This is a genomic window from Rouxiella silvae (assembly GCF_002093625.1).
Taxonomy (GTDB): domain Bacteria; phylum Pseudomonadota; class Gammaproteobacteria; order Enterobacterales; family Enterobacteriaceae; genus Rouxiella; species Rouxiella silvae.
The window spans coordinates 1-19222 of record NZ_MRWD01000059.1 but is presented as its reverse complement, the minus strand read 5'-3'; the positions used below and the strand labels follow the sequence as shown (position 1 = coordinate 19222).

Here is a 19222-nt window from a genome sequence, read left to right as displayed (position 1 = left end):
CAGAAAATGAACAATAAATTATTGCGATTTGCTCCGCTAGGCAGTCTGGCCCTGCTGCTTACCGGCTGCAGCGTGGGACCTGACTATCACGGAACGCCGACTGTGCCACTCACGGCCAAATTTACCCGCCTGCCCGCTTCTGGCGTCAGCAGCGGACAGGCACAGTCTCAATGGTGGCTAGCGTTTAACGACAACAGGCTCAACCAGCTGATTGTGAAGGCAATGCAGCACAATCCAGACATCGATATCGCCCGTGCACGTCTGCAACAGTCGCGCGCGGCACTGGCGGGGGATCAGGCACAACAGCTGCCAAAACTTGACGCCAGCGGTGCATTGGTTCGTGCCAAGTTGCCCGACAGCAGCAGTGGAGACCTATCGATAAGTAACCCGGTCAACCTCTACAGCAGCGGTTTTGACGCCAGCTGGGAACTTGATTTGTTTGGCGGACAGCGCCGTGCCACTGAGGCGGGACGCGCCCAGCAGCAGGCGAACGAAGCCAGCCTGGCCGACACGCAGGTGGCCATTGCTGCCGAGGTGGCCAGTAATTATCTGCAACTCTGTGGCGCGCAGGAGCAACTGGCCAATTTGCAGCAGAACCTCGTTTTGCAACAGCAAATGCTAAACCTGACCCGTCAACGTCAGGCACGCGGCGCGGCTAACGAGAGCGACGTTAATCGTCTGCAAACACAGTTCGAAAACAGTCAGGCCGAGTTACCGACACAACGCGCACAAATCAGTGGCTACAAAGATCAGTTGGCGTTTTTATCTGGTCTGACGCCGGGCGCACTGGACGACCTGCTTTCTGGTGCTGTCAAACTGCCTGCTCAACCCGGTGAGATCAAGGTAGGTGACCCAACGGACCTGCTGCGCCGCCGTCCAGATGTGCGCAACGCCGAACGTAAATTGGCGGCAAGCACCGCAACAGTCGGTGAACACGTCGCGGACTTGTACCCTAAAATCACTCTGCGTGGCATTCTTGGTTTCAGCAGTGATACCGGCAGCCAAGTCTTCAACCAAAGCAATCAGTCATGGCTGCTTATTCCGATGTTGCAGTGGAACATTCTCGATTTTGGCCGTATTCGTTCACAGATAAACGTCGCCAAGGCGCAGCGCGATGAAGCCGAAGCCCAATGGCGAAAAACGGTGCTGGACGCACTGCGTGACGCCAATGGTTCGCTTTCACGCTATGGCGAACAACGACAAACGTTGGTGAGTTACATGACCGTTGAGCAGGCGGCCGACCGCGACGATGTGCTGATGAAACAGCGCTACAATGCGGGTGTATCCAGTCTGATTGATGTACTTGATACCCAACGTACTCGTCTTAGCGCGAGTCAGAAGCGTATTCAGTCACAAACCGATTTGGCGCTTGACTATGTCGCATTGCAAAAAAGCCTAGGCCTAGGCTGGCAGTCTTAACAAAGCCGATTCTCCGTCAGGGGAGAAATATTTTCCCCTGACAGGAAGCCCTTAACACCTGCTGTAGCGGGTAAAAAAAAGACAACATTGTTAGCAAATGCGATTGCAATTGAAATTTCCAGACAACAAATTTAAAGTGCTGAATTCTATTTTTTCAGTGAGTTAATAAGTGACTACAGGTGAAATGTTGGTACCGGTTGCCGTTATTCTTGCGGTCGCGGGCTATTTCCTGCCCTTTCTGGTTGCCGACCACAGGAAGCATAAAAATCTCCCGGCAATCTTTGCGTTAAATCTGCTCTTGGGCTGGACAGGCGTGGGCTGGATTGCGGCAGCAGTATGGGCTTTTTCTCGCCCAAAAAACGCCGGCACGCCCAGCCACACCCTAAGCGCTAAACAGCCTAATTAGTGTTTTCATACTGTGGCCGCTGACGTGGCCAAAAATAGCGCACCCGGAATTCGTGAACATTACACACCAACGTCGAGTAATCGAGCCTTACCCCGTTAATATCCACGGCCTGCGTACTCATTTGTAAAACGGGGTCTTTCTCACTCAAATGCAATAGCGCAGCGACTTTCTTATTCGGTATAACGGGTAAAAATGTTTCATAACACCCGGCGATAGTCATTCCACACACCGACTCAATATAAGAGAACTTGGATCGTTGCATATCCTGTACTGATAAATTGGGGAATAGTGCAACCGGCATCCAGGTGTCTTCAAGTTGAACCGGATTGTTATCGATACAACGCAGTCGCCTGACATAATAAACTTGCTCTGAGAATTGAATTTGCAGTTGGCTAGAAATTTCCAGGCTAGCAGGCATTATACGAAACTCCAGCACCCGGTTTTCACAGTGCTTACCTGCCTCCTGTGCATTTTCGGAAAAGCTTTTTAAGGTCGTTATTCTCGGTTGAATATTTTTGTTCTTAATGAAAGTCCCGGTACCGTGACGCCGCTCCAACAACCCTTCACTTACCAACTCAGTTGCCGCTTTTCGGATCGTATTTCGCGAAACGCCTAATATTTTAGCCAACCTCAGTTCAGAGGGTAAAATATCTCCGATTTGATATTCCAATGAATTGACGCGATCGCGTAGACGTTTGACTATTTCTTTAAAAATCACTTTTGCACCTCATCTGAACTTCACCAGAAGTAAATTTTATCCATAAAAATCAGATCATTATAAATAGCCATTAAAAATATAAATATATATGTGCTTGAGTTGTTCTTTTTTTAAATAAAAATTGGACACAGGTAATTATAAAATAAAGTGATCCACATAACAGAATCGCTTCTCCAGAATAACGTATTTTGTGATTAAGATAAATCTTAGGATGATGTTATCAAAAAGGGATAAGGTAATGGAACATAAACAGTTAAAAGTATTTCCTAAAAGCTTTTTATGGGGTTCAGCCTCTGCGGCCTATCAAGTTGAGGGGGCATGGGATACCGATGGAAAAGGCCCGTCTGTATGGGATAATTTTGTGCGCATCCCAGGTAAAACGTTTGCAGGCACTAACGGCGATATTGCCGTCGATCATTACCATCAATATCCGCAAGACGTTGCCTTGATGTCTGAATTAGGTCTAAGTGCCTATCGTTTTTCTGTTGCCTGGAGCCGCATTTATCCACTGGGTAATGGCGAAATTAATCAAGCAGGCCTTGATTTCTATGACCGTCTGATTAATGAGTTAGTGGAGAAAGGCATCGAGCCCATTGTTACGCTTTACCATTGGGATATTCCTCAGGCGTTGCAGGACCAATACGGCGGTTGGGAATCACGTCAAATTGTCGATGATTTTGTTCGCTATGCAAAAACGCTGTTTGTTCATTTTAGCGATCGAGTGAAATACTGGGTTACGATGAATGAGCAGAACGTATTTATTAGTCATGGTTATAAAACGGCAATGCACCCACCCGGCGTACGTGATGAAAAACGTATGTATCAAGCCAATCATCACGCAAATCTGGCCAATGCTGCTGCCATTGTGGCCTTCCGCAGTTTAGGCTGCCCAGGGAAAATTGGTCCAAGCTTCGCGTATGGCCCTAACTACTCCATTGATGCCAATCCAGAGAACGTTCTGGCAGCGGAAAATGCCGAAGCCTTCGATGCTCATTTCTGGATGGATGTGTATGCCCGTGGGGAATATCCACCGCAGGTATGGCAATGGCTGGTGGACAACCATCTCGCTCCCGACGTTTATCCTGAGGATGCCATTCTGTTAAAACAGGGCATTCCCGATTTTATGGGGGTGAATTACTACCGCACCATGACCAACGCCTATAACCCGTTAGATGGGGTGGGCATTGAGCAAATGAATACTACGGGTAAAAAAGGCACGGCCCAAGAATCTGGCTTACCCGGCGTATACAAACACGTACGTAATCCCCACCTACAGCGCACAAACTGGGATTGGGATATTGATGCCACCGGCTTGCGCATTGGATTACGCCGCATTGCCAGCCGTTATCAACTCCCTGTCATGGTCACGGAAAATGGGTTAGGCGAATACGATACCTTGACCGACGATCTTCAAATTAATGATGACTACCGTATTGATTACCTCAATGAGCATGCCTTGGCGGTGCAACAGGCAATTTCTGATGGTGTTGAAGTACTTGGCTATTGCACTTGGAGCTTTACCGATTTATTGAGCTGGTTAAATGGCTATCAGAAACGTTATGGGTTTGTATATGTCGACCGTGATGAAAATAGTGCCAAATCGCTAACACGCTATAAGAAAAAAAGCTTTTATTGGTATCAGGAGGTCATTAGAAGTCATGGCGCTACGCTCACACGCAATAATAAATAATGCGATGACATCCTGTTTATATTACCTCTAAATGATTTAGCGATTATTTATTCGCGTTAGGAGAAGTTTAATGAAAAAAATTTTATTAGTCTGTGCCGCAGGCATGTCTACCAGCATGTTAGTGAAGAGAATGCTTGCTCACGCCTCCACGATAAATGAAACCGTAGATATTCAGGCATTATCTATCGCCGAATTTGATAGCGTGATAGACACGGCCGATATTGTTATGCTTGGCCCGCAAGTGCGTTACCAAAAAACCCAGGTTGAAAATATCGTGCAGGGGCGTGTTCCCGTGCTGGTGATAGATATGAAGCACTATGGCGCTATGGATGGCCAGGCTGTATTAGCAACAGCATTTGAAGCAATCAGTAAAAGCAATCAATAAAAGCCATTAATTAAATCCTAAAAAAGTAATTTATTGAACGCGAGGGATTATATTCCTTTGCGTTCTCATGTCTATGCACTTCAGGAAGTGACAGTCTGAAGAAATAACTATAAATCTACGCAAGGAAAATAGATGAGCATGATGACCTCTCTGGAACGAGGAATGGAAAAAGTCTTGGTTCCCGTTGCAATTAAACTCAATTCTCAACGCCAGGTTTCGGCGGTGAGAGACGCATTTATATTATCCTTCCCTCTGGTTATGGCCAGCTCCCTCATTGCATTAATAAACTTTGCCATACTGTCTCCAGATGGATTTATTGCCAAAATGCTTTTCTTGGGTAAAATATTCCCAAACTTAGCCGATGCCCAGGCCTTATTTTCTCCCGTAATGCAGGGCTCAGTTAATATTATGGCGATTTTAATCGCTTTTTTAGTTGCCAGAAATATTGCTGCTTCATTTAAGCAGGATGAATTATTATGTGGGCTAACCTCAATGGGAGCCTTCTTTATTGTTTATACGCCGTATCATGAAATTGATGGTCAAAATTTTGTGACTATGCGATATATGGGGGCGCAGGGGCTGTTTGTTGCTATTTTAGTGGCTTTGCTCGCCGCTGAAATTTTTTGCCGCCTCGCCCGTTCTCCTCGCGCTACGATTACCATGCCTGATCAAGTCCCCCCAGCAGTATCACGCTCATTTAAGGTATTAATTCCCGTTTTTGTGGTCATGGTGATTTTTTCCATTCTTAACTATCTCATTAGCCTGATTTCACCCAATGGAATTAACGACCTGGTTTATACGTTAATTCAATCACCGCTGAAACATATGGGGACTAATATCTTTGCCGTGGTGATTATTGGGCTGTTCACCAACCTGCTTTGGGTATTGGGGATACATGGACCCAATACCGTGGCAGCCATCCGCGAAGCTATTTTCTCGGAGGCCAATCTCGAGAATCTCTCCTATGCGGCTCAAAATGGCAGTACCTGGGGTGCCCCATATCCGATAACCTGGGGCAGCATTTACGATACCTTCGCCAACTACGGCGGCTCAGGCATGACGCTTGGGTTAATCTTTGCCATTTTTATTGCTTCACGTCGTGCCGATTATCGTAATATTGCCAAACTGTCGATTTTTCCAGGGCTGTTTAATATCAATGAGCCGATCATTTTTGGCTTACCGATCGTCTTGAACCCTATTCTGGTGATCCCTTTCGTTCTCGTTCCCGCCGTAAATTCGCTTATAGGCTATTTCTTTGTCTCATTACATATTATCCCGCCGGTGGCATACGCTTTACCGTGGACAACGCCAGGGCCGCTGATCCCCTTCCTAGGCACGGGAGGAAGTTGGTTAGCCCTGTTAGTGGGCCTATTCTGTTTACTGGTCTCGACGCTGATTTATCTGCCCTTCGTGATGGTGGCTAATAAAGCGCAGGTGCCGGCGAGCAAAGCCGAATAATGGAGGGTTGAACAATGAAAATTGCCGCATTCGACATAGGGGGTACTTCACTGAAAATGGCCTGTGTGACGCCCGATGGCCAGATTATTAAACAGCAATCTGCCTCCGTCGGTGATAGCGATGGCAAACAAATTCTGCAGCAGATGCATGACTGGCTGAAAAAAAATCCAGACTGCGGCGGTATTGCCGTCAGCGCACCGGGACATGTAAATCCCCACAGCGGGTTGATTAGCATGGGTGGCGCCATTCGTCACTTCGATAATTTCAACCTTAAGCAGTGGTTGGAGCAGATGAGCGGCTTGCCGGTCAGTATAGAAAATGATGCTAACTGCGTACTGCTGGCCGAAAAATGGCTAGGCAGTGCACAGCACCTACAGGATTTTCTCTGTTTAACCATTGGTACCGGCATTGGTGGCGGTATTTATGCCAACGGTTCCCTGATTCGCGGGGGTCGTTTTCGCGCAGGAGAATTCGGCTATATGTTCAGTGAACGGCCGGGAGCTGAAGTACCGAATAACTCCACCATGAATAAAGTGTGCACCTTGAAAGTCCTGCGCGAGAGATATGCTGAGTTCACCCAGCGATCGTGGGAAGAGGTTAGCGGTGAGGAGATATTTGAGGGTTATGATGCGCAAAATCCATTATGTCTGCGTTTAGTGAATGCATTTTATGATGATATATGCACCGGTTTATATAATCTGATTAATATTTTTGACCCTACTCATATTTTCATTGGCGGGGGTATTACTTCTCGATGCAGTTTTATTAACGAACTATTATCACATATGGCGTGGCTGGGTCAACGAGACACAATTATTCAGTGCGCAACGCATAAAAATGATGCGGGTTTATTGGGAGCAACCTATCACTTTATATGTCAGAAAAATCCCATTCAGTAATTAATAAGAAACAGCGCGATATTATTGACACACTACGTAATTAGAGCAATCCAATAATAAAAAGCCAGTTTAATTAAACTGGCTTACTTTACCTCTGTCTGGAGAAAGATATGTTAGGGCATTATTCGAAGAGTGTTATTGCACTGGGTATTATGACAGCCTGCATGACAAGTCATGTGTATGCTGCGCCACTCACCATAGAGCAAAGATTAAGTTTACTGGAAAAAAAGTTATCTGAAAATCAGCAGGAGTTGCAGGAAACACGTAACGAGTTGGCTAAATATAAAAAAAACACGCCTCAACCTGTTGAGGCTAATAATTATGAGAATACAAAATTAACCAAGAATGACCGCGTTATCGTTGAAAGAAAGACTCCTGCTAAAAATGCTAATGGCGTTTCGTCAAATGCGCAGCCCCGTGCCGAGGCCGTATCGATGGCGGATATCAGTAGCTATATAAAAGACGAGATTGGTTTCAGTTATACCGGTTACTTCCGAGCAGGATGGGCCTCTACAACGAACGGTTCCCCTAAGTCATGGGCAATCGGTTCATTAGGTCGCTTTGGTAATGAGAACAGCGGCTGGTTTGATCTAACCTTTAACCAGAAGGTCTATGACAAGGACGGGCGAACGGCAAAAACGGTAGTCACTCTCGATGGTAACGTCGGACAAAACTACAGCGATGGCTGGTTTAATGATGGTAGCGATAACTTATTGAAGTTCTCAGATATATACCTCACCACTACCGGCTTTGTTCCTGGATACCCTGAGGCAAACTTATGGGTGGGTAAGCATGCAATACAGGAATATGAAATCCAGATGCTCGACTGGAAGGCTCATCAGGCTAACTCCGCGGGCGGTATTGGTATAGAAAACCTCGCGATTGGCCCTGGACAGTTCGATTTTTCGCTTAACCGTCAAGATTTGCGCGTCTGTGCCCGCAATAATAACGGCTCTGCCAACTGTGACCGGCATCAGGAGGTCAATACCAACTCGTTTGATGTGCACTATCACAGCGTGCCGCTTTGGAACAAGGCCACGTTGGAAGTTGCGGCACGCTATAATGCCAGTAATGATAGTACCGACCAGCGGCATGAGCAGAATGACAGCAAGTATTTTAAAGTCAAAGATGCCTGGTTAGGTACCACAATACTGCGCCAGAAGTATGATAATGGCGGCAGCAGTGACTTTGCCTTCCAGGTAGCCAATAACTCTATCGCCACCGGATTTATGAATATTTCCGACGCTAACCCTAGCTACGGCAACGGCGTGTATTACTATGGCGACCACAGTAATGGCCTGGCGTTCCGCGTATTTACCCAAGGTGAATTGTACCTACGCCCTGATGTTGTCATGGCCAACACGCTGGTTTACAGCCAGGGTAATGATTTATATGACTACCACACGGGCAAGCACACCGACTTCAACAGTTTGCGCGCTATTGTTCGCCCCGCTTATATTTGGAATGATTTCAACCAGACGGGTGTAGAACTGGCGTGGTTCAAGCAGATAAATAAGGCCAATGACATGAGCTATCATGAATCTGGGGTTAAAACGACGCTGTTCCACAGCTTTAAAGTGGGCACCAGCATGCTGAACTCACGACCAGAAATTCGGTTCTACACCACTTATCTTAAAGCCTTAGAAAATCAGATTGATGACTTTGCCTTTAATGATAGGAAAAGTGATCAGATTTCGTTTGGCGCCCAGGCTGAAGTTTGGTGGTAACCTTAAATCATTGTGGGTATGGGGAGTAATTATAATGCTCCCCTAATTTATACTTTAATAGGGTTATTATAACCCAACCCATATTATAAGCCTGGGCTCGATGTATTACCGAACCCAGGCTTGGTTACCCTCAGCCACGTAAATTAATAAGGCGGTATTTTTATAGAAGACAAAATGAGTGCGGAATTGTTGACACGTTGAGCTATTAACTATTGACTGATGCAAGCTGTTTGTGAAGAAAAATAATTTCCTCTGCTAATTCACGGCATAGCATGGCATTCATAAGATGGTCTTGCGCATGGACCATAATTAAATTTACCGGAATTTTCCCGCAGCCTTCATCCTCACTTATCAGCGAGGTTTGAATATGGTGAGCAACACGAATAGAATCCGTAGCTGCCTTTAAGGCGTTTTCCGCCCCATCCCATTTTTGCTGACGAGCATAACGCAGTGCCTCCATCGAATTAGATCGAGCATCTCCCGCATTAATAATCAGCTCCATAACAACACTTTCTAGTTCCATGATTAATTCTCCTTGTGTTAATACTATTAAATATCTTATAACATCCGAAAATAAATTAATATAATTAAAGTGAATTCTAAAGTTTAATTATGTACTGTTCGCTATCCAGTGAATGTGCTTAAAACATCATTTAAAACGATGTACTATTGATTTCATAATATCCCCCTATCAAAATTCTGATGTTCTCAATAAAAAGGAGTAAAGCCCATGAAGGACGTATTCATAAGAGAAGCTAAGCCATCAGACGTTCAAGAACTGTTTCACGTTCGCACCTCGGTAAATGAAAATACGACGACTTATCAGGAACTCGACGCTATGGGCATTACTCTAAGCTCAATAAAAGAGATGATTGAGTCCTCGCCATGTGCCTGGGTTGCAGTGCAAGAAGAACGCGTTTTGGGATTCTCAATGATTATTCCAGAAGACGGGTGTCTCTTTGCGGCCTTCGTACTTCCCGCTTATGAAGGTTTAGGGATTGGAAAAAAGCTTGTTCAGGCAGCTGAGGATGCCCTTTTTATTAAGCATTCCACCCTTTGGCTGGAAACAGGTAAATCAACGCGTGCAGCAGAGTTTTATCGGCGTAGAGGCTGGAAAAATGAGACGGAAATAGGTGAAGGTGACATACGTCTTGAAAAAGACCAATTTTAAACAGAACGTGTCAGGGCGAGATAAAATCGCCCTGCTGTTGTTATTTGATGCAACCCACCATCCAGTGTTGAAACTGTTCTAACTCATCACGAAAATCAGGGAACTGAGCACACGAGGCCTGACAGGCAACGATAACGTCGTCAGCGTGGTACTTTTGGCCAACCAGCCGATCGGCGAAATGATTAAGCGGTTCGGGATTCAGGCTGTCGGTAAACAGCTGTGCGCGGCTGATGCGCCCTTTTTCAACGTCAAAATGAATATCGACCCCACCCCAGGAAAACCGCTCATTAAGTTCGTGGCTAAACGCGGGGGCTTTACCGAAGTTCCACTGCCAACTGCTCTGTTTCTCAAACTGTTCAGCAAATCCCGGTAGGTCGGGGAAAACGTCAGGAGAGATAATTTCTGGTTCTACCCGTGCACCGTACCAGTCAAAAAAAGCTTCGGTAATGGCTTCGCTTACCTGCTGATGGTCGATGTCTTTTACAAACTCGCTTAGATTAGCCACCCGAGCGCGGACCGATGTGATGCCCTTGGCCTGCAGTTTCTTAGGATCAGGATTGAGATAGTTGGCCAATCGACTGAGATCGGCATGCAACAGGAGAGTGCCGTGGTGAAAACCACTGTTCAACGTTTCGCGATAAGCTGAACCGGAGATTTTTCTCTCCCCCTCGCCGGTTAGCGCCACAAGATCATTACGTCCCGATGCGCTGGCGTGAATACCCAGGCTCGACAACGCATTAAGGATTATCTGCGTCGAGACGCTTTTATCGTATTCGGGTTTACCGGCCATAAAGGTGAAACAGGTATTACCTAAATCGTGAAATACCGCCCCGCCGCCACTGCTGCGTCGCGCCAGTCGAATTCCGTCCTGCTCCATGCGAGCAGTGTTGCACTCTTTCCAAGGATTTTGCCCTTGGCCGATGACGACGGTTTCGGCATTTCGCCACAGGAACAACACGCGCTGAGTGGTCATTTGGCGAAAGATGCAATCTTCAACCGCCAAGTTAAACCACGGATCGTAAGAGTCGGAAAGCAGAAGACGTAAAGCGGTCATAAATGTTCGTCCTGAAGTTAAATTCGGCGTGCCTGCCAGTAGACCTTGCGCCAATAAACGTTATCCAGCGAAGATCGCACCACGCCTCGACTGGTTGAGGCGTGAATGAATTCATTTCCAGAATCATAGATGCCCACGTGGAGACCGTTTTCACCTGCACCGGTTTTAAAGAACACCAGATCGCCAGGAAGCAGCTCTTTACGCGAAATCTTAGTGCCAACCTCGGTTTGCGCCGCGGTGCTGCGCGGAAGAATAACGCCAAATCTATCGCGGAATGTGCGGAAAACGAAGCCTGAGCAGTCAATGCCGCCTCGGCTCAACCCACCGTAGCGATAAGGCGTACCGTGCCACTGGCTCAGTTGATCGTTCAATTGGGCGACAACGACAGCAGAGTTGGCCATTCTACCGCTCGGTGGCGGCGCATGGCTGCTACAGCCACTGAGGATCAGCGCCATCAATGCCAAGAAAATATATAGAATTTTTGAACGGTTATGCATTTTGGATAACTTACCGTTATCTAAGGATTAAAAGAATTTAGCGCTATTTTATCCGCCGTCCAACTACTATCTGCGATATTTGCAAAGGCGAAGGCTGAGAATGGGATTATTTTTCTGCGTGAACGCCGGGTTTACTGTGAATAAGCCAAACGCCGAACAGGATGAAAAGCGCACCGAGTGACTTGAGCCAATGCACGTTTTCGTTGAACCAAGGCAGGCAAACTGCGCCGAGGTAGACCAGCGCATAACTCAGGCTCAACAGACTGTAGGCACGGTTAAGAGGCATTTGACGCAGAGCAAAGAACCAGCAAGCCATGGATAATGCATAGCCTGCAATACCGCAGCAGACGATGAAAAAGGGCAGCAGATTATTGATAACTAGCGAAAAAACAAACTGATCCAGTGAAAAAATTGGCATATGGGTCATGCCCCATTTCATCAGCAACTGCGCTGCGCTCACCAAAAGCAGGCTAGCGATACCCCATCCAAGTCCCTTCACGTACTTAACCCCATTAGCAAAATACCTAGCATGATAAATGCAACGCCCATCCAGTGCCGGCGGTCGATTGCCTCGTCAAAAAACCAGTTGGCGCTAAAGGTGATGAGTACAAAATTCAGACTCAGCATCGGGTAGGCTACGCTCAGTGGCAGCAGCTGCAAAACGCGCAGCCACAGCAATAATCCGCAGCCCATTAGAAAAATGGCGAGTATCAGCCAGCGGAGGATCGCCCCCAGGTTACCCGCGACCTGGTGCTGACCCGCCTGTGCGGCTTTTTTCTGACAAAGTTGCCCCGCACAGGTCAGGATGCTAACGACCAGAACCAACAAATAGCCGATCATGGCAGTTTTTTATACACCAGCAGCCTAAATCGACCGGCGCTGATTTCATTGTCGGCCGGTGGCAGATTTGCGGAGGTTTGCAAATCATGATCCAGCTTGATAACCACCGAAACATCACCCTGTTCCCGAGCTTTTAGCAGCCATAAAGGGAAGTCTTTGCCACTGATATAATGACCTTTTGCATCAGGATAGTTCAGCCCGTACTGCAGCTCACCTTTTTCATCAAACATCAGAATGTCGCTGCGTTCAAGCTCCCAACCCAGCGCAGCCGCAAAGCCGACGTCGTCACTCAGCACATATTTGCTCTGCTGTAGAGTCTGGATATTCTGCAGGATAAATTCCTGCGGCTGTTTGGAGTCAACCACCTTTTGTGGGATAGCTTGTCCAATCAGCAGCGAAAGCACCAGCGGACAGGCAGCAGCCCAATACCAGCGTCGCGGCAGCGTCATACTTAACGCTCCGGCAAGCCCCCAGACGGCGAAACACAGCAAAGCGATGAGAAGTTTGTATAATTCTACGCGGGTGTAAATTGGCTTAACGTGAAGCGGGAACAGCCCCGATACCACCAGCAGTACAATAATGCCCACCACCCCAAACAGGATGTTGATGATGCCGTTGGCCTTGAGCACCCGTGAATTAACCGATTGACGGACCTGTTCAAAATAGTCGGCCATCAGCAGCGCGAGCGGAGCAAAGCAAGGCAGAATATAGGTCGGCAATTTTCCTTTGGCAATGCTGAAGAAAATAAGCGGCATAATCGCCCAGCTGAGCAGGAAAAATAGCTCGGGACGCAGCACTCTTTTCTTCCATCCGCTGGCCAAGGCGCCTGGTACTAACGCCAGCCACGGCAGTGTGCCCAGCAAGAGCACCGGAATGTAGTACCAGAAAGGCGCACTGTGCTGGGCATTTTTTTCAGCGAAGCGCTGAATATGCTCAACCCAAAAGAAATAGCGCCAGAAATCCGGCTCGCGCTGTGCAATCGCAATGACCCACGGCAGACTGATTGCCACGGCGCTTACTATGGCCAGAGGCCCCCAGCCGAACAGAGTTTTGAAGCGTTTTTCGCGCCAGACGATAGGTAAAACGGCAATAACCGGCACTGCGAGTGCCAAAAAGCCTTTGGTCATAAAGCCCATACCGCAGGCCAGGCCCAACGCTATCCAGCTCAACGCTTTCGCTTTTGTCGAGTTAACCCGCAAACAAAAGTAGGTGCTGACCATCGCCGCCGTCATCCACAGCGTGATCATGGGGTCCAGTACGCTGTAAGTACCTATGCCGAAAACCAGCGCACAGGAGAGATAAATCAGCGTGGCCGTGTAAGCCTTAGTGCGATTGCGCCACATTAGGTTCGCTAGCCAGAACACCAGCAGTGCACTCATTGCCGTTGAGAACACGGAACCAAAGCGGACAGCGAAGTTAGAATGGCCAAAAATCATCTGGCCGATATTATTGAACCAATAGCCCGCAACTGGCTTTTCGAAATAACGCAGCCCCATAAAGTGGGGGACTATCCAGTCTCCCCGCTGAAGCATTTCGCGGCTGATTTCTGCATAACGCGTTTCATCAGGTTGCCAAAGTGAACGTAAATCCAAAGGCACCAAATAAATCAGCACAAAAAACAACAGCAACATAAAACCGTAAGCGCGTTTAATACTGTTCGACATTCAGTCTAATCCTTTCTGCTGGCAGCCTAACCACCCTTCCCGACCAGGAAACGCTGAACGCACTACGCGACCGGTAGGTAACGTTTTACAGTCAGCGGGCAATAACTCACCCAGTGGACAAAATTTGATCCCCTGCTGCCCTGCTCGTGTCAGTAATTGATCGAACATGGCAGACAGTGACATGCCCTCAACCTCGGCATGAATGGTATATACCGGCACGCCTTCATCGCGCGCAATGGCGTCGAGGATGAAATCGTTAAAACCTTCGGTCTTAACCTGCGTACCAATCACTTCATCATAGGTGGGTAAGGTCACCGGTATTTGCACAGTTCCCGGCTGTCCATTGGCTAAAAGCGGGAGAAACGGTGCCGTACCGCGGCAGTCGCTGTTATAGCGAAAGTTAAATTTTTCTTTAACATCAATAACACGTTGGTCACCGCGCCATCCGGCTACGGCAGAACAGTCAACCGGACGACCTATACTGTTTTCCAGCGCGGTGAGGCCTTTGCGAACCTGCTGCTCGAGCTGCGCCGGCGTCCATTTTTCAACTTTGGCCTGCCACCCTTGATGATCCCAGGCGTGCAACCCTATCTCGTGACCGGCATCAGCAGTCTGCTTCATTAATGGCGCAAACGCTTTAGCGATCAGCTTGCCAGGCCAGGCAGTGCCGGCAATCAGGATATCCATTCCGTAGAGCGACGCCGCATTCGAACGCAACATCTTCCACAAAAAACGGGGACGCAAAAGGCGCCATAAATGGCGCCCCATGTTGTCAGGCCCAACGCTGAAAAAGAAACTGCCTTTGATTTGATGCTTATCCAGAAGCCTTAACAACTCAGGAACCCCTTTTTGGGTGCCGCTCCAGGTATCTACATCAATTCTCAGGCCTACTTTTTTCATTTCGGTCAAAGCCTTATCCTTTCTCGGCAGGTGATTCTACGGTGCGCAGGAAGAAGTCCAGCGTTGCATCTACCGTTTTATCCATGCTGACTTCAGGCTGCCAGTTCAGCAGGCGGCGCGCGTTCTTGATGCTCGGCGTGCGGTGCTCAACGTCCTGATATCCTTTACCGTAATAGGCACTGCTCTCAACCATTTTGAAACCAGCAAACGGCGGGAACTGGTCACGCAGCGGATGCGCTTCAAAGCTTTTCAGCAGCATTTCAGCCAATTCACGGATACTGGCTTCGTTGGTTGGGTTACCAATGTTAATGATTTGTCCATCACACAGGCTGTCTTTGTTCTCGATAATGCGGAACAACGCTTCGACGCCGTCGTTGATATCGGTAAAGCAGCGTTTCTGCTCGCCGCCGTCAATCAGCTTAATCGGTGAACCTTCAACCAGATTGAGGATCAACTGAGTAATGGCGCGCGAGCTGCCGATACGTGCAGCATCGAGGTTGTCCAGACGAGGCCCCATCCAGTTAAACGGACGGAACAGCGTAAAGCGCAGGCCTTCTTTAGCGCCGTAAGCCCAAATAACGCGGTCAAGCAGCTGCTTGGAAACCGAATAGATCCAGCGCTGTTTGTTGATAGGACCGACAATCAGACGTGAGCTATCTTCATCAAACTCTTTGTCATCACACATACCGTAAACTTCGGAGGTGGATGGGAAGATGATGCGTTTTTTGTATTTAACGCAGTCGCGAACGATCTTAAGGTTCTCTTCGAAGTCCAGCTCAAACACGCGCAGTGGATTACGGGTGTATTCAATCGGCGTAGCGATTGCCACCAGCGGCAGCACAACGTCACATTTCTTGATGTGATATTCAATCCACTCGGAGTGAATGCTGATATCACCTTCAACAAAGTGGAAATTAGGATTGCCCATGAAGCGGCTGATGGCATCTGAACTGATATCCAGACCGTAAATTTCGTAGTTGCCATCGCGCAGCAGGCGCTCGCTGAGGTGGTTACCGATAAAGCCGTTAACGCCTAAAATCAGTACGCGAGTACGGCGCTTCATTACCGCCGTAGGGCGCGGAGAGAGGCGAACGTTTGGCATAATACCCATTTCGCTTGCCAGACGGGTTCCCTGCACATAAAGCCCGGATTCGTTCTGACCGGCAACGATTTCCAGTGCACCTTCACCACAGGCTATCACCAGCGGGTCACTGCTTAACACGGTGCCTGGCTGCTTGTCATGAGCCTGTTCCAGCACGCGCGCGCGCCAGATAACCATCTTACGCTCACCCAGGAAGCTGAATGCGCCAGGATAAGGTTCGGTCACTGCACGGATCAGGTTATTGATTTGGGTAGCAGACTTTTGCCAGTGAATTTCACCGTCGGCGGCAGTGCGGCGACCGAAGTAGCTGGCCTTCGACTCGTCCTGCGGTGTTAAGGTGAAATCGCCCTCAAGCATGGAAGGAAGTTGTGCTTTCAGCAACGCCTGAGCTGCTTCGCGCACTTTACCATGCAGCGTTAATGCGGTGTCCTGTGCGTCGATACTGACGGCTTTCTGACCAACAATGTCGCCGGCATCCGGGCGCTTAACCATTTTGTGCAGTGTAACGCCCGTTTCAGTTTCGCCGTTTACCAACGCCCAGTTAACCGGCGCGCGACCGCGATAATGAGGCAACAGCGAGCCGTGCAGGTTAAAACCACCCTGCGGGGCCAGAGCCAACAGCTCTTCGCTCAACATATTGCGGTAGTAGAAGGAGAAGATAACGTCCGGTTGCAGGTCGCGAATGCGATTTAACCAAAGCGGATGATTTACATCTTCCGGTGCATAAACCGGTAAATTCAGTTCGGCACCCGTGCGAGCTACCGAAGCGAAAAAGTTATTTTCGTCAGGTGAATCGGTATGGGTAAACACAGCCTGAACGTCATAGCCTGCTTCAACCAGAGCTTTTAAGCCAACGCAACCAATATCATGGTAGGCAAAAACAATCGCTTTCATTATTTATTTTCCTGATCTGTATCGACATCAACGGGCTTTGCACCGATGACTTTTTGAACAAAATAGCGTGGACGCGCGCGCACGTCGTTATAGATACGACCGATGTATTCACCCAGCAGTCCCATCCCGACAAATTGCGCACCTATAAACATAAATAACAGTGCAAACAGCGTGAACACGCCCTCTGCTGCCCATTCGGGGCCCAAAATAACGCGCATTAGAATCAACACTAACGCCAGCACGAAGCCGAACAGGGCAATAAAACTGCCGACAACGCTGAGCATTCTCAACGGCGTGGTGGTTAAACAGGTGATCAGGTCAAACATCAGATTGACCAGCTTCATCAGGCTGTATTTTGAATCACCAAACTCGCGCTCGGCGTGCTGTACCGGGATCTCAACCGTTTTACGCGCAAAGGTATTGGCCAGAATGGGAATAAACGTACTGCGCTCGTGGCAGTGCAGCATCGCCTCAATAATATGGCGACGATAGGCACGCAGCATGCAGCCGTAGTCGCCCATCGATTTACCGGTGGCGCGCTGGATCATCATATTGATGACCTTCGAAGCACTTTTACGGAACCAGGTGTCACGGCGATTGGCACGCACGGTGCCCACCACGTCGTATCCTTCTTCCGCTTTGAGCACCAGGCGCGGTATTTCTTCCGGCGGGTTCTGCAAATCAGCGTCGAGAGTGATAACCAAGTCACCGCTGACCTGATTAAAACCGGCCATAATGGCCGAGTGCTGCCCGTAGTTACGGTTAAGCAATACCGCGATGACGCAGTTTTCAGGCTGTTCAGCATACTCAGTCAGCATTTGAGCTGAATTGTCAGTGCTGCCGTCATCAATCAGGATGATTTCAAACGGCTGTGCGAGCTTGCGGCACGCGGCAACGGTACGAGAAATCAGTATTGGAAGGCTGTCTTCCTCATTGAATACCGGTATCACCACGGAAACTTTTTTAATTACTTCAAACTGAGCCACTACTTACTTCTCCAGCAGGGATTTAAGCGCGTCAACAACGCGGTCAACGTCACTGTCCTGCATGTCAGGGAATAAAGGTAAACTGCACAGGCGCGCAGTGTTCCACTCGCTGTCTGGCAGTGACAAGTCAGGGTAACGTTCACGATAGTATTTTTGGGTGTGGGCCGCGCGGAAGTGAAGTCCCGTGCCGATCCCAAGCTCTTTCAGACGCTCCATCAACTGGTCACGACTGATACCGCAGCGTTCTTCATCCACGCGGATCATGAACAGATGCCAGGTGTGCAAATGAGGATAGGCCGGCACCTGCATTGGCAGGAACGGCGTGCCCTGTAGCTTTTCAAGATACAGGTTGGCCAACTCTGCACGTCTGGCATTCATTTCGGGTAAACGCTTCAACTGCACAACGGCAATCGCGGCGTGAATATCAGAAAGATTATATTTAAAGCCTGGTTCAATGACTTCGGCCTGCGGGCGTCGGCCCTGAACCTGACGGTCAAAAGCGTCAACCGCCAGACCGTGGAATTTCAAGGCACGGACCTTGGCCGCCAGCTCATCGTCGTCGGTGGCAACCAGACCGCCTTCGGCACAGGTCATATTCTTGATGGCGTGGAATGAGAATACCGCCGTGCCCTGCGCGCCAATCCAGCGACCGCGATACTGCGTCCCTGCCGCGTGGGCAGCGTCTTCAATCAGCGGGATATTATGTTTTTCGGCCAGCGCATAAAGCGGGTCGAGATCCAGCGAGGCACCCGCATAGTGCACGGGAATAATGGCTTTGGTTTTGGGGGTAATGGCTGCGGCAACGTCTTCAGGACGGACCATCAGGGTGTTCGGGTCTACATCGATCATTACCGGCTCGGCGCCAAGCAGTACAATCATGTTCAGGGTAGAAACCCACGTTTGAGAAGGCGTAATGACTTCATCACCCGGGCCTATTCCCAACGCCATCAGCGTTACATGCATACCCCCTGTCGCAGAACTCACCGCTATGGCGTGTTTACAGCCAAATGCCGCTGAAAAATCCTGCTCCAACTGATGAGTCTGCGGTCCGGTGGTAATCCATCCAGAGCGTAATACTTGCTCAACAGCTTTGATTTCTTCATCTCCCATTGAAGGACGGGAGAAGGGTAAAAAGTTATCCATGTAGCATATCCTGTAATTTAAGGACGGCAAAAAGGGCATGTGGTCAGGGCAAACTGTATCGTCTGTTTATTTAACGTAGAGTAAACGCCACCCTATAAACAATGGCAATATTATTGTTGTTTAAGCTTAATTTAACATTAAGGATATTCAAGCATTCTGAGAGAAAAGAATTGTTTACAGGCTATTAGCTAATTCATTGTTGTAAATCAACTAAAGAGGCGATGCTGGCAATCCTTGCAAGCTTTCAGAGGTGACAATGCACACTAACT

Annotated in this window: 19 protein-coding genes; 8 read left to right on the top strand and 11 right to left on the bottom strand. The window is 48.5% G+C overall.

The window, feature by feature from the left end; translation table 11 throughout:
- The first annotated feature begins 6 nt into the window (after positions 1 to 6).
- Both BS639_RS20150 and BS639_RS20145 read left to right on the top strand, forming a co-directional pair.
- The gene (locus BS639_RS20150) at positions 7 to 1419 is read left to right on the top strand and encodes an efflux transporter outer membrane subunit (protein WP_084984140.1); all 1413 of its coding nucleotides are present in this window, start codon (positions 7 to 9) and stop codon (positions 1417 to 1419) included.
- 169 nt (positions 1420 to 1588) lie between these two features.
- Complete coding sequence (locus tag BS639_RS20145; RefSeq protein WP_206601171.1) at positions 1589 to 1825, top strand: superinfection immunity protein; 237 nt, start codon at positions 1589 to 1591, stop codon at positions 1823 to 1825.
- On the opposite strand, the gene BS639_RS20140 is transcribed toward BS639_RS20145, so the two are convergent.
- Complete coding sequence (locus BS639_RS20140) at positions 1818 to 2543, bottom strand: GntR family transcriptional regulator (RefSeq protein ID WP_055770157.1); 726 nt, start codon at positions 2541 to 2543, stop codon at positions 1818 to 1820. The genes BS639_RS20145 and BS639_RS20140 overlap by 8 nt on opposite strands.
- A gap of 238 nt (positions 2544 to 2781) precedes the next feature.
- On the opposite strand from BS639_RS20140, the gene BS639_RS20135 reads away from it, so the two are divergent.
- The 5 genes from BS639_RS20135 to BS639_RS20115 all read left to right on the top strand — a co-directional run bounded on the left by BS639_RS20135 (position 2782) and on the right by BS639_RS20115 (position 8702).
- Entirely contained in the window at positions 2782 to 4233 is a 1452-nt protein-coding gene (locus BS639_RS20135; RefSeq protein WP_084984139.1) for a glycoside hydrolase family 1 protein, read from the top strand.
- A 70-nt stretch (positions 4234 to 4303) separates the two neighbouring features.
- Positions 4304 to 4618 (top strand): PTS sugar transporter subunit IIB, encoded by a 315-nt coding sequence (locus BS639_RS20130; protein ID WP_084984138.1) that lies wholly within the window; start codon positions 4304 to 4306, stop codon positions 4616 to 4618.
- 132 nt (positions 4619 to 4750) lie between these two features.
- Positions 4751 to 6076, top strand: a complete 1326-nt coding sequence (locus BS639_RS20125) for a PTS sugar transporter subunit IIC (protein ID WP_055770149.1) — start codon at positions 4751 to 4753, stop codon at positions 6074 to 6076.
- 14 nt (positions 6077 to 6090) lie between these two features.
- Positions 6091 to 6975, top strand: coding sequence for an ROK family protein (locus tag BS639_RS20120; RefSeq protein WP_084984137.1), 885 nt, complete (start codon positions 6091 to 6093; stop codon positions 6973 to 6975).
- A gap of 110 nt (positions 6976 to 7085) precedes the next feature.
- Positions 7086 to 8702 carry a carbohydrate porin gene (locus BS639_RS20115; RefSeq protein WP_084984136.1) on the top strand — a complete coding sequence of 539 codons (1617 nt, stop codon included), beginning with the start codon at positions 7086 to 7088 and terminating at the stop codon, positions 8700 to 8702.
- A gap of 205 nt (positions 8703 to 8907) precedes the next feature.
- Here BS639_RS20115 and BS639_RS20110 read toward each other — a convergent pair whose 3' ends face one another.
- The gene (locus tag BS639_RS20110) at positions 8908 to 9225 is read right to left on the bottom strand and encodes a PTS lactose/cellobiose transporter subunit IIA (RefSeq protein ID WP_055770139.1); all 318 of its coding nucleotides are present in this window, start codon (positions 9223 to 9225) and stop codon (positions 8908 to 8910) included.
- A gap of 207 nt (positions 9226 to 9432) precedes the next feature.
- Here BS639_RS20110 and BS639_RS20105 point away from each other — a divergent pair, with 207 nt between their 5' ends.
- Positions 9433 to 9873, top strand: a complete 441-nt coding sequence (locus BS639_RS20105) for a GNAT family N-acetyltransferase (protein ID WP_084984135.1) — start codon at positions 9433 to 9435, stop codon at positions 9871 to 9873.
- A 40-nt stretch (positions 9874 to 9913) separates the two neighbouring features.
- Here the strand turns inward: BS639_RS20105 and BS639_RS20100 are convergent, their stop codons facing one another.
- The 9 genes from BS639_RS20100 to arnB all read right to left on the bottom strand — a co-directional run bounded on the left by BS639_RS20100 (position 9914) and on the right by arnB (position 18953).
- Entirely contained in the window at positions 9914 to 10927 is a 1014-nt protein-coding gene (locus tag BS639_RS20100) for a lipoate--protein ligase (protein WP_084984134.1), read from the bottom strand.
- A gap of 17 nt (positions 10928 to 10944) precedes the next feature.
- On the bottom strand, positions 10945 to 11424 hold the full coding sequence (locus tag BS639_RS20095) for an NlpC/P60 family protein (protein WP_084984133.1): 480 nt from the start codon (positions 11422 to 11424) through the stop codon (positions 10945 to 10947).
- A 106-nt stretch (positions 11425 to 11530) separates the two neighbouring features.
- Positions 11531 to 11923 carry a 4-amino-4-deoxy-L-arabinose-phosphoundecaprenol flippase subunit ArnF gene (gene arnF / locus BS639_RS20090; protein ID WP_084984132.1) on the bottom strand — a complete coding sequence of 131 codons (393 nt, stop codon included), beginning with the start codon at positions 11921 to 11923 and terminating at the stop codon, positions 11531 to 11533.
- Positions 11920 to 12264 (bottom strand): 4-amino-4-deoxy-L-arabinose-phosphoundecaprenol flippase subunit ArnE, encoded by a 345-nt coding sequence (arnE, locus tag BS639_RS20085; RefSeq protein WP_084984131.1) that lies wholly within the window; start codon positions 12262 to 12264, stop codon positions 11920 to 11922. The genes arnF and arnE overlap by 4 nt, the downstream gene beginning before the upstream one ends.
- The gene (arnT, locus tag BS639_RS20080; protein ID WP_084984130.1) at positions 12261 to 13928 is read right to left on the bottom strand and encodes a lipid IV(A) 4-amino-4-deoxy-L-arabinosyltransferase; all 1668 of its coding nucleotides are present in this window, start codon (positions 13926 to 13928) and stop codon (positions 12261 to 12263) included. The genes arnE and arnT overlap by 4 nt, the downstream gene beginning before the upstream one ends.
- Positions 13929 to 14828 (bottom strand): 4-deoxy-4-formamido-L-arabinose-phosphoundecaprenol deformylase, encoded by a 900-nt coding sequence (gene arnD, locus BS639_RS20075; protein WP_084984145.1) that lies wholly within the window; start codon positions 14826 to 14828, stop codon positions 13929 to 13931.
- A 13-nt stretch (positions 14829 to 14841) separates the two neighbouring features.
- Entirely contained in the window at positions 14842 to 16824 is a 1983-nt protein-coding gene (arnA, locus tag BS639_RS20070) for a bifunctional UDP-4-amino-4-deoxy-L-arabinose formyltransferase/UDP-glucuronic acid oxidase ArnA (protein ID WP_084984129.1), read from the bottom strand.
- Entirely contained in the window at positions 16824 to 17810 is a 987-nt protein-coding gene (arnC, locus tag BS639_RS20065) for an undecaprenyl-phosphate 4-deoxy-4-formamido-L-arabinose transferase (RefSeq protein WP_055770116.1), read from the bottom strand. The genes arnA and arnC overlap by 1 nt, the downstream gene beginning before the upstream one ends.
- A gap of 3 nt (positions 17811 to 17813) precedes the next feature.
- A complete protein-coding gene (gene arnB / locus BS639_RS20060) occupies positions 17814 to 18953 on the bottom strand; it encodes a UDP-4-amino-4-deoxy-L-arabinose aminotransferase (RefSeq protein ID WP_055770114.1) in 1140 nt (379 codons plus the stop codon).
- Between the last annotated feature and the right edge of the window lie 269 nt (positions 18954 to 19222).

Coding starts and splice junctions, on each gene's coding strand:
- BS639_RS20150 (WP_084984140.1), top strand. CDS start 7: ATGAACAATAAATTATTGCGATTTGCTCCGCTAGGCAGTCTGGCCCTG.
- BS639_RS20135 (WP_084984139.1), top strand. CDS start 2,782: ATGGAACATAAACAGTTAAAAGTATTTCCTAAAAGCTTTTTATGGGGT.
- BS639_RS20130 (WP_084984138.1), top strand. CDS start 4,304: ATGAAAAAAATTTTATTAGTCTGTGCCGCAGGCATGTCTACCAGCATG.
- BS639_RS20125 (WP_055770149.1), top strand. CDS start 4,751: ATGAGCATGATGACCTCTCTGGAACGAGGAATGGAAAAAGTCTTGGTT.
- BS639_RS20120 (WP_084984137.1), top strand. CDS start 6,091: ATGAAAATTGCCGCATTCGACATAGGGGGTACTTCACTGAAAATGGCC.
- BS639_RS20115 (WP_084984136.1), top strand. CDS start 7,086: ATGTTAGGGCATTATTCGAAGAGTGTTATTGCACTGGGTATTATGACA.
- BS639_RS20110 (WP_055770139.1), bottom strand. CDS start 9,225: ATGGAACTAGAAAGTGTTGTTATGGAGCTGATTATTAATGCGGGAGAT.
- BS639_RS20105 (WP_084984135.1), top strand. CDS start 9,433: ATGAAGGACGTATTCATAAGAGAAGCTAAGCCATCAGACGTTCAAGAA.
- BS639_RS20100 (WP_084984134.1), bottom strand. CDS start 10,927: ATGACCGCTTTACGTCTTCTGCTTTCCGACTCTTACGATCCGTGGTTT.
- BS639_RS20095 (WP_084984133.1), bottom strand. CDS start 11,424: ATGCATAACCGTTCAAAAATTCTATATATTTTCTTGGCATTGATGGCG.
- arnE (WP_084984131.1), bottom strand. CDS start 12,264: ATGATCGGCTATTTGTTGGTTCTGGTCGTTAGCATCCTGACCTGTGCG.
- arnT (WP_084984130.1), bottom strand. CDS start 13,928: ATGTCGAACAGTATTAAACGCGCTTACGGTTTTATGTTGCTGTTGTTT.
- arnD (WP_084984145.1), bottom strand. CDS start 14,828: ATGAAAAAAGTAGGCCTGAGAATTGATGTAGATACCTGGAGCGGCACC.
- arnA (WP_084984129.1), bottom strand. CDS start 16,824: ATGAAAGCGATTGTTTTTGCCTACCATGATATTGGTTGCGTTGGCTTA.
- arnB (WP_055770114.1), bottom strand. CDS start 18,953: ATGGATAACTTTTTACCCTTCTCCCGTCCTTCAATGGGAGATGAAGAA.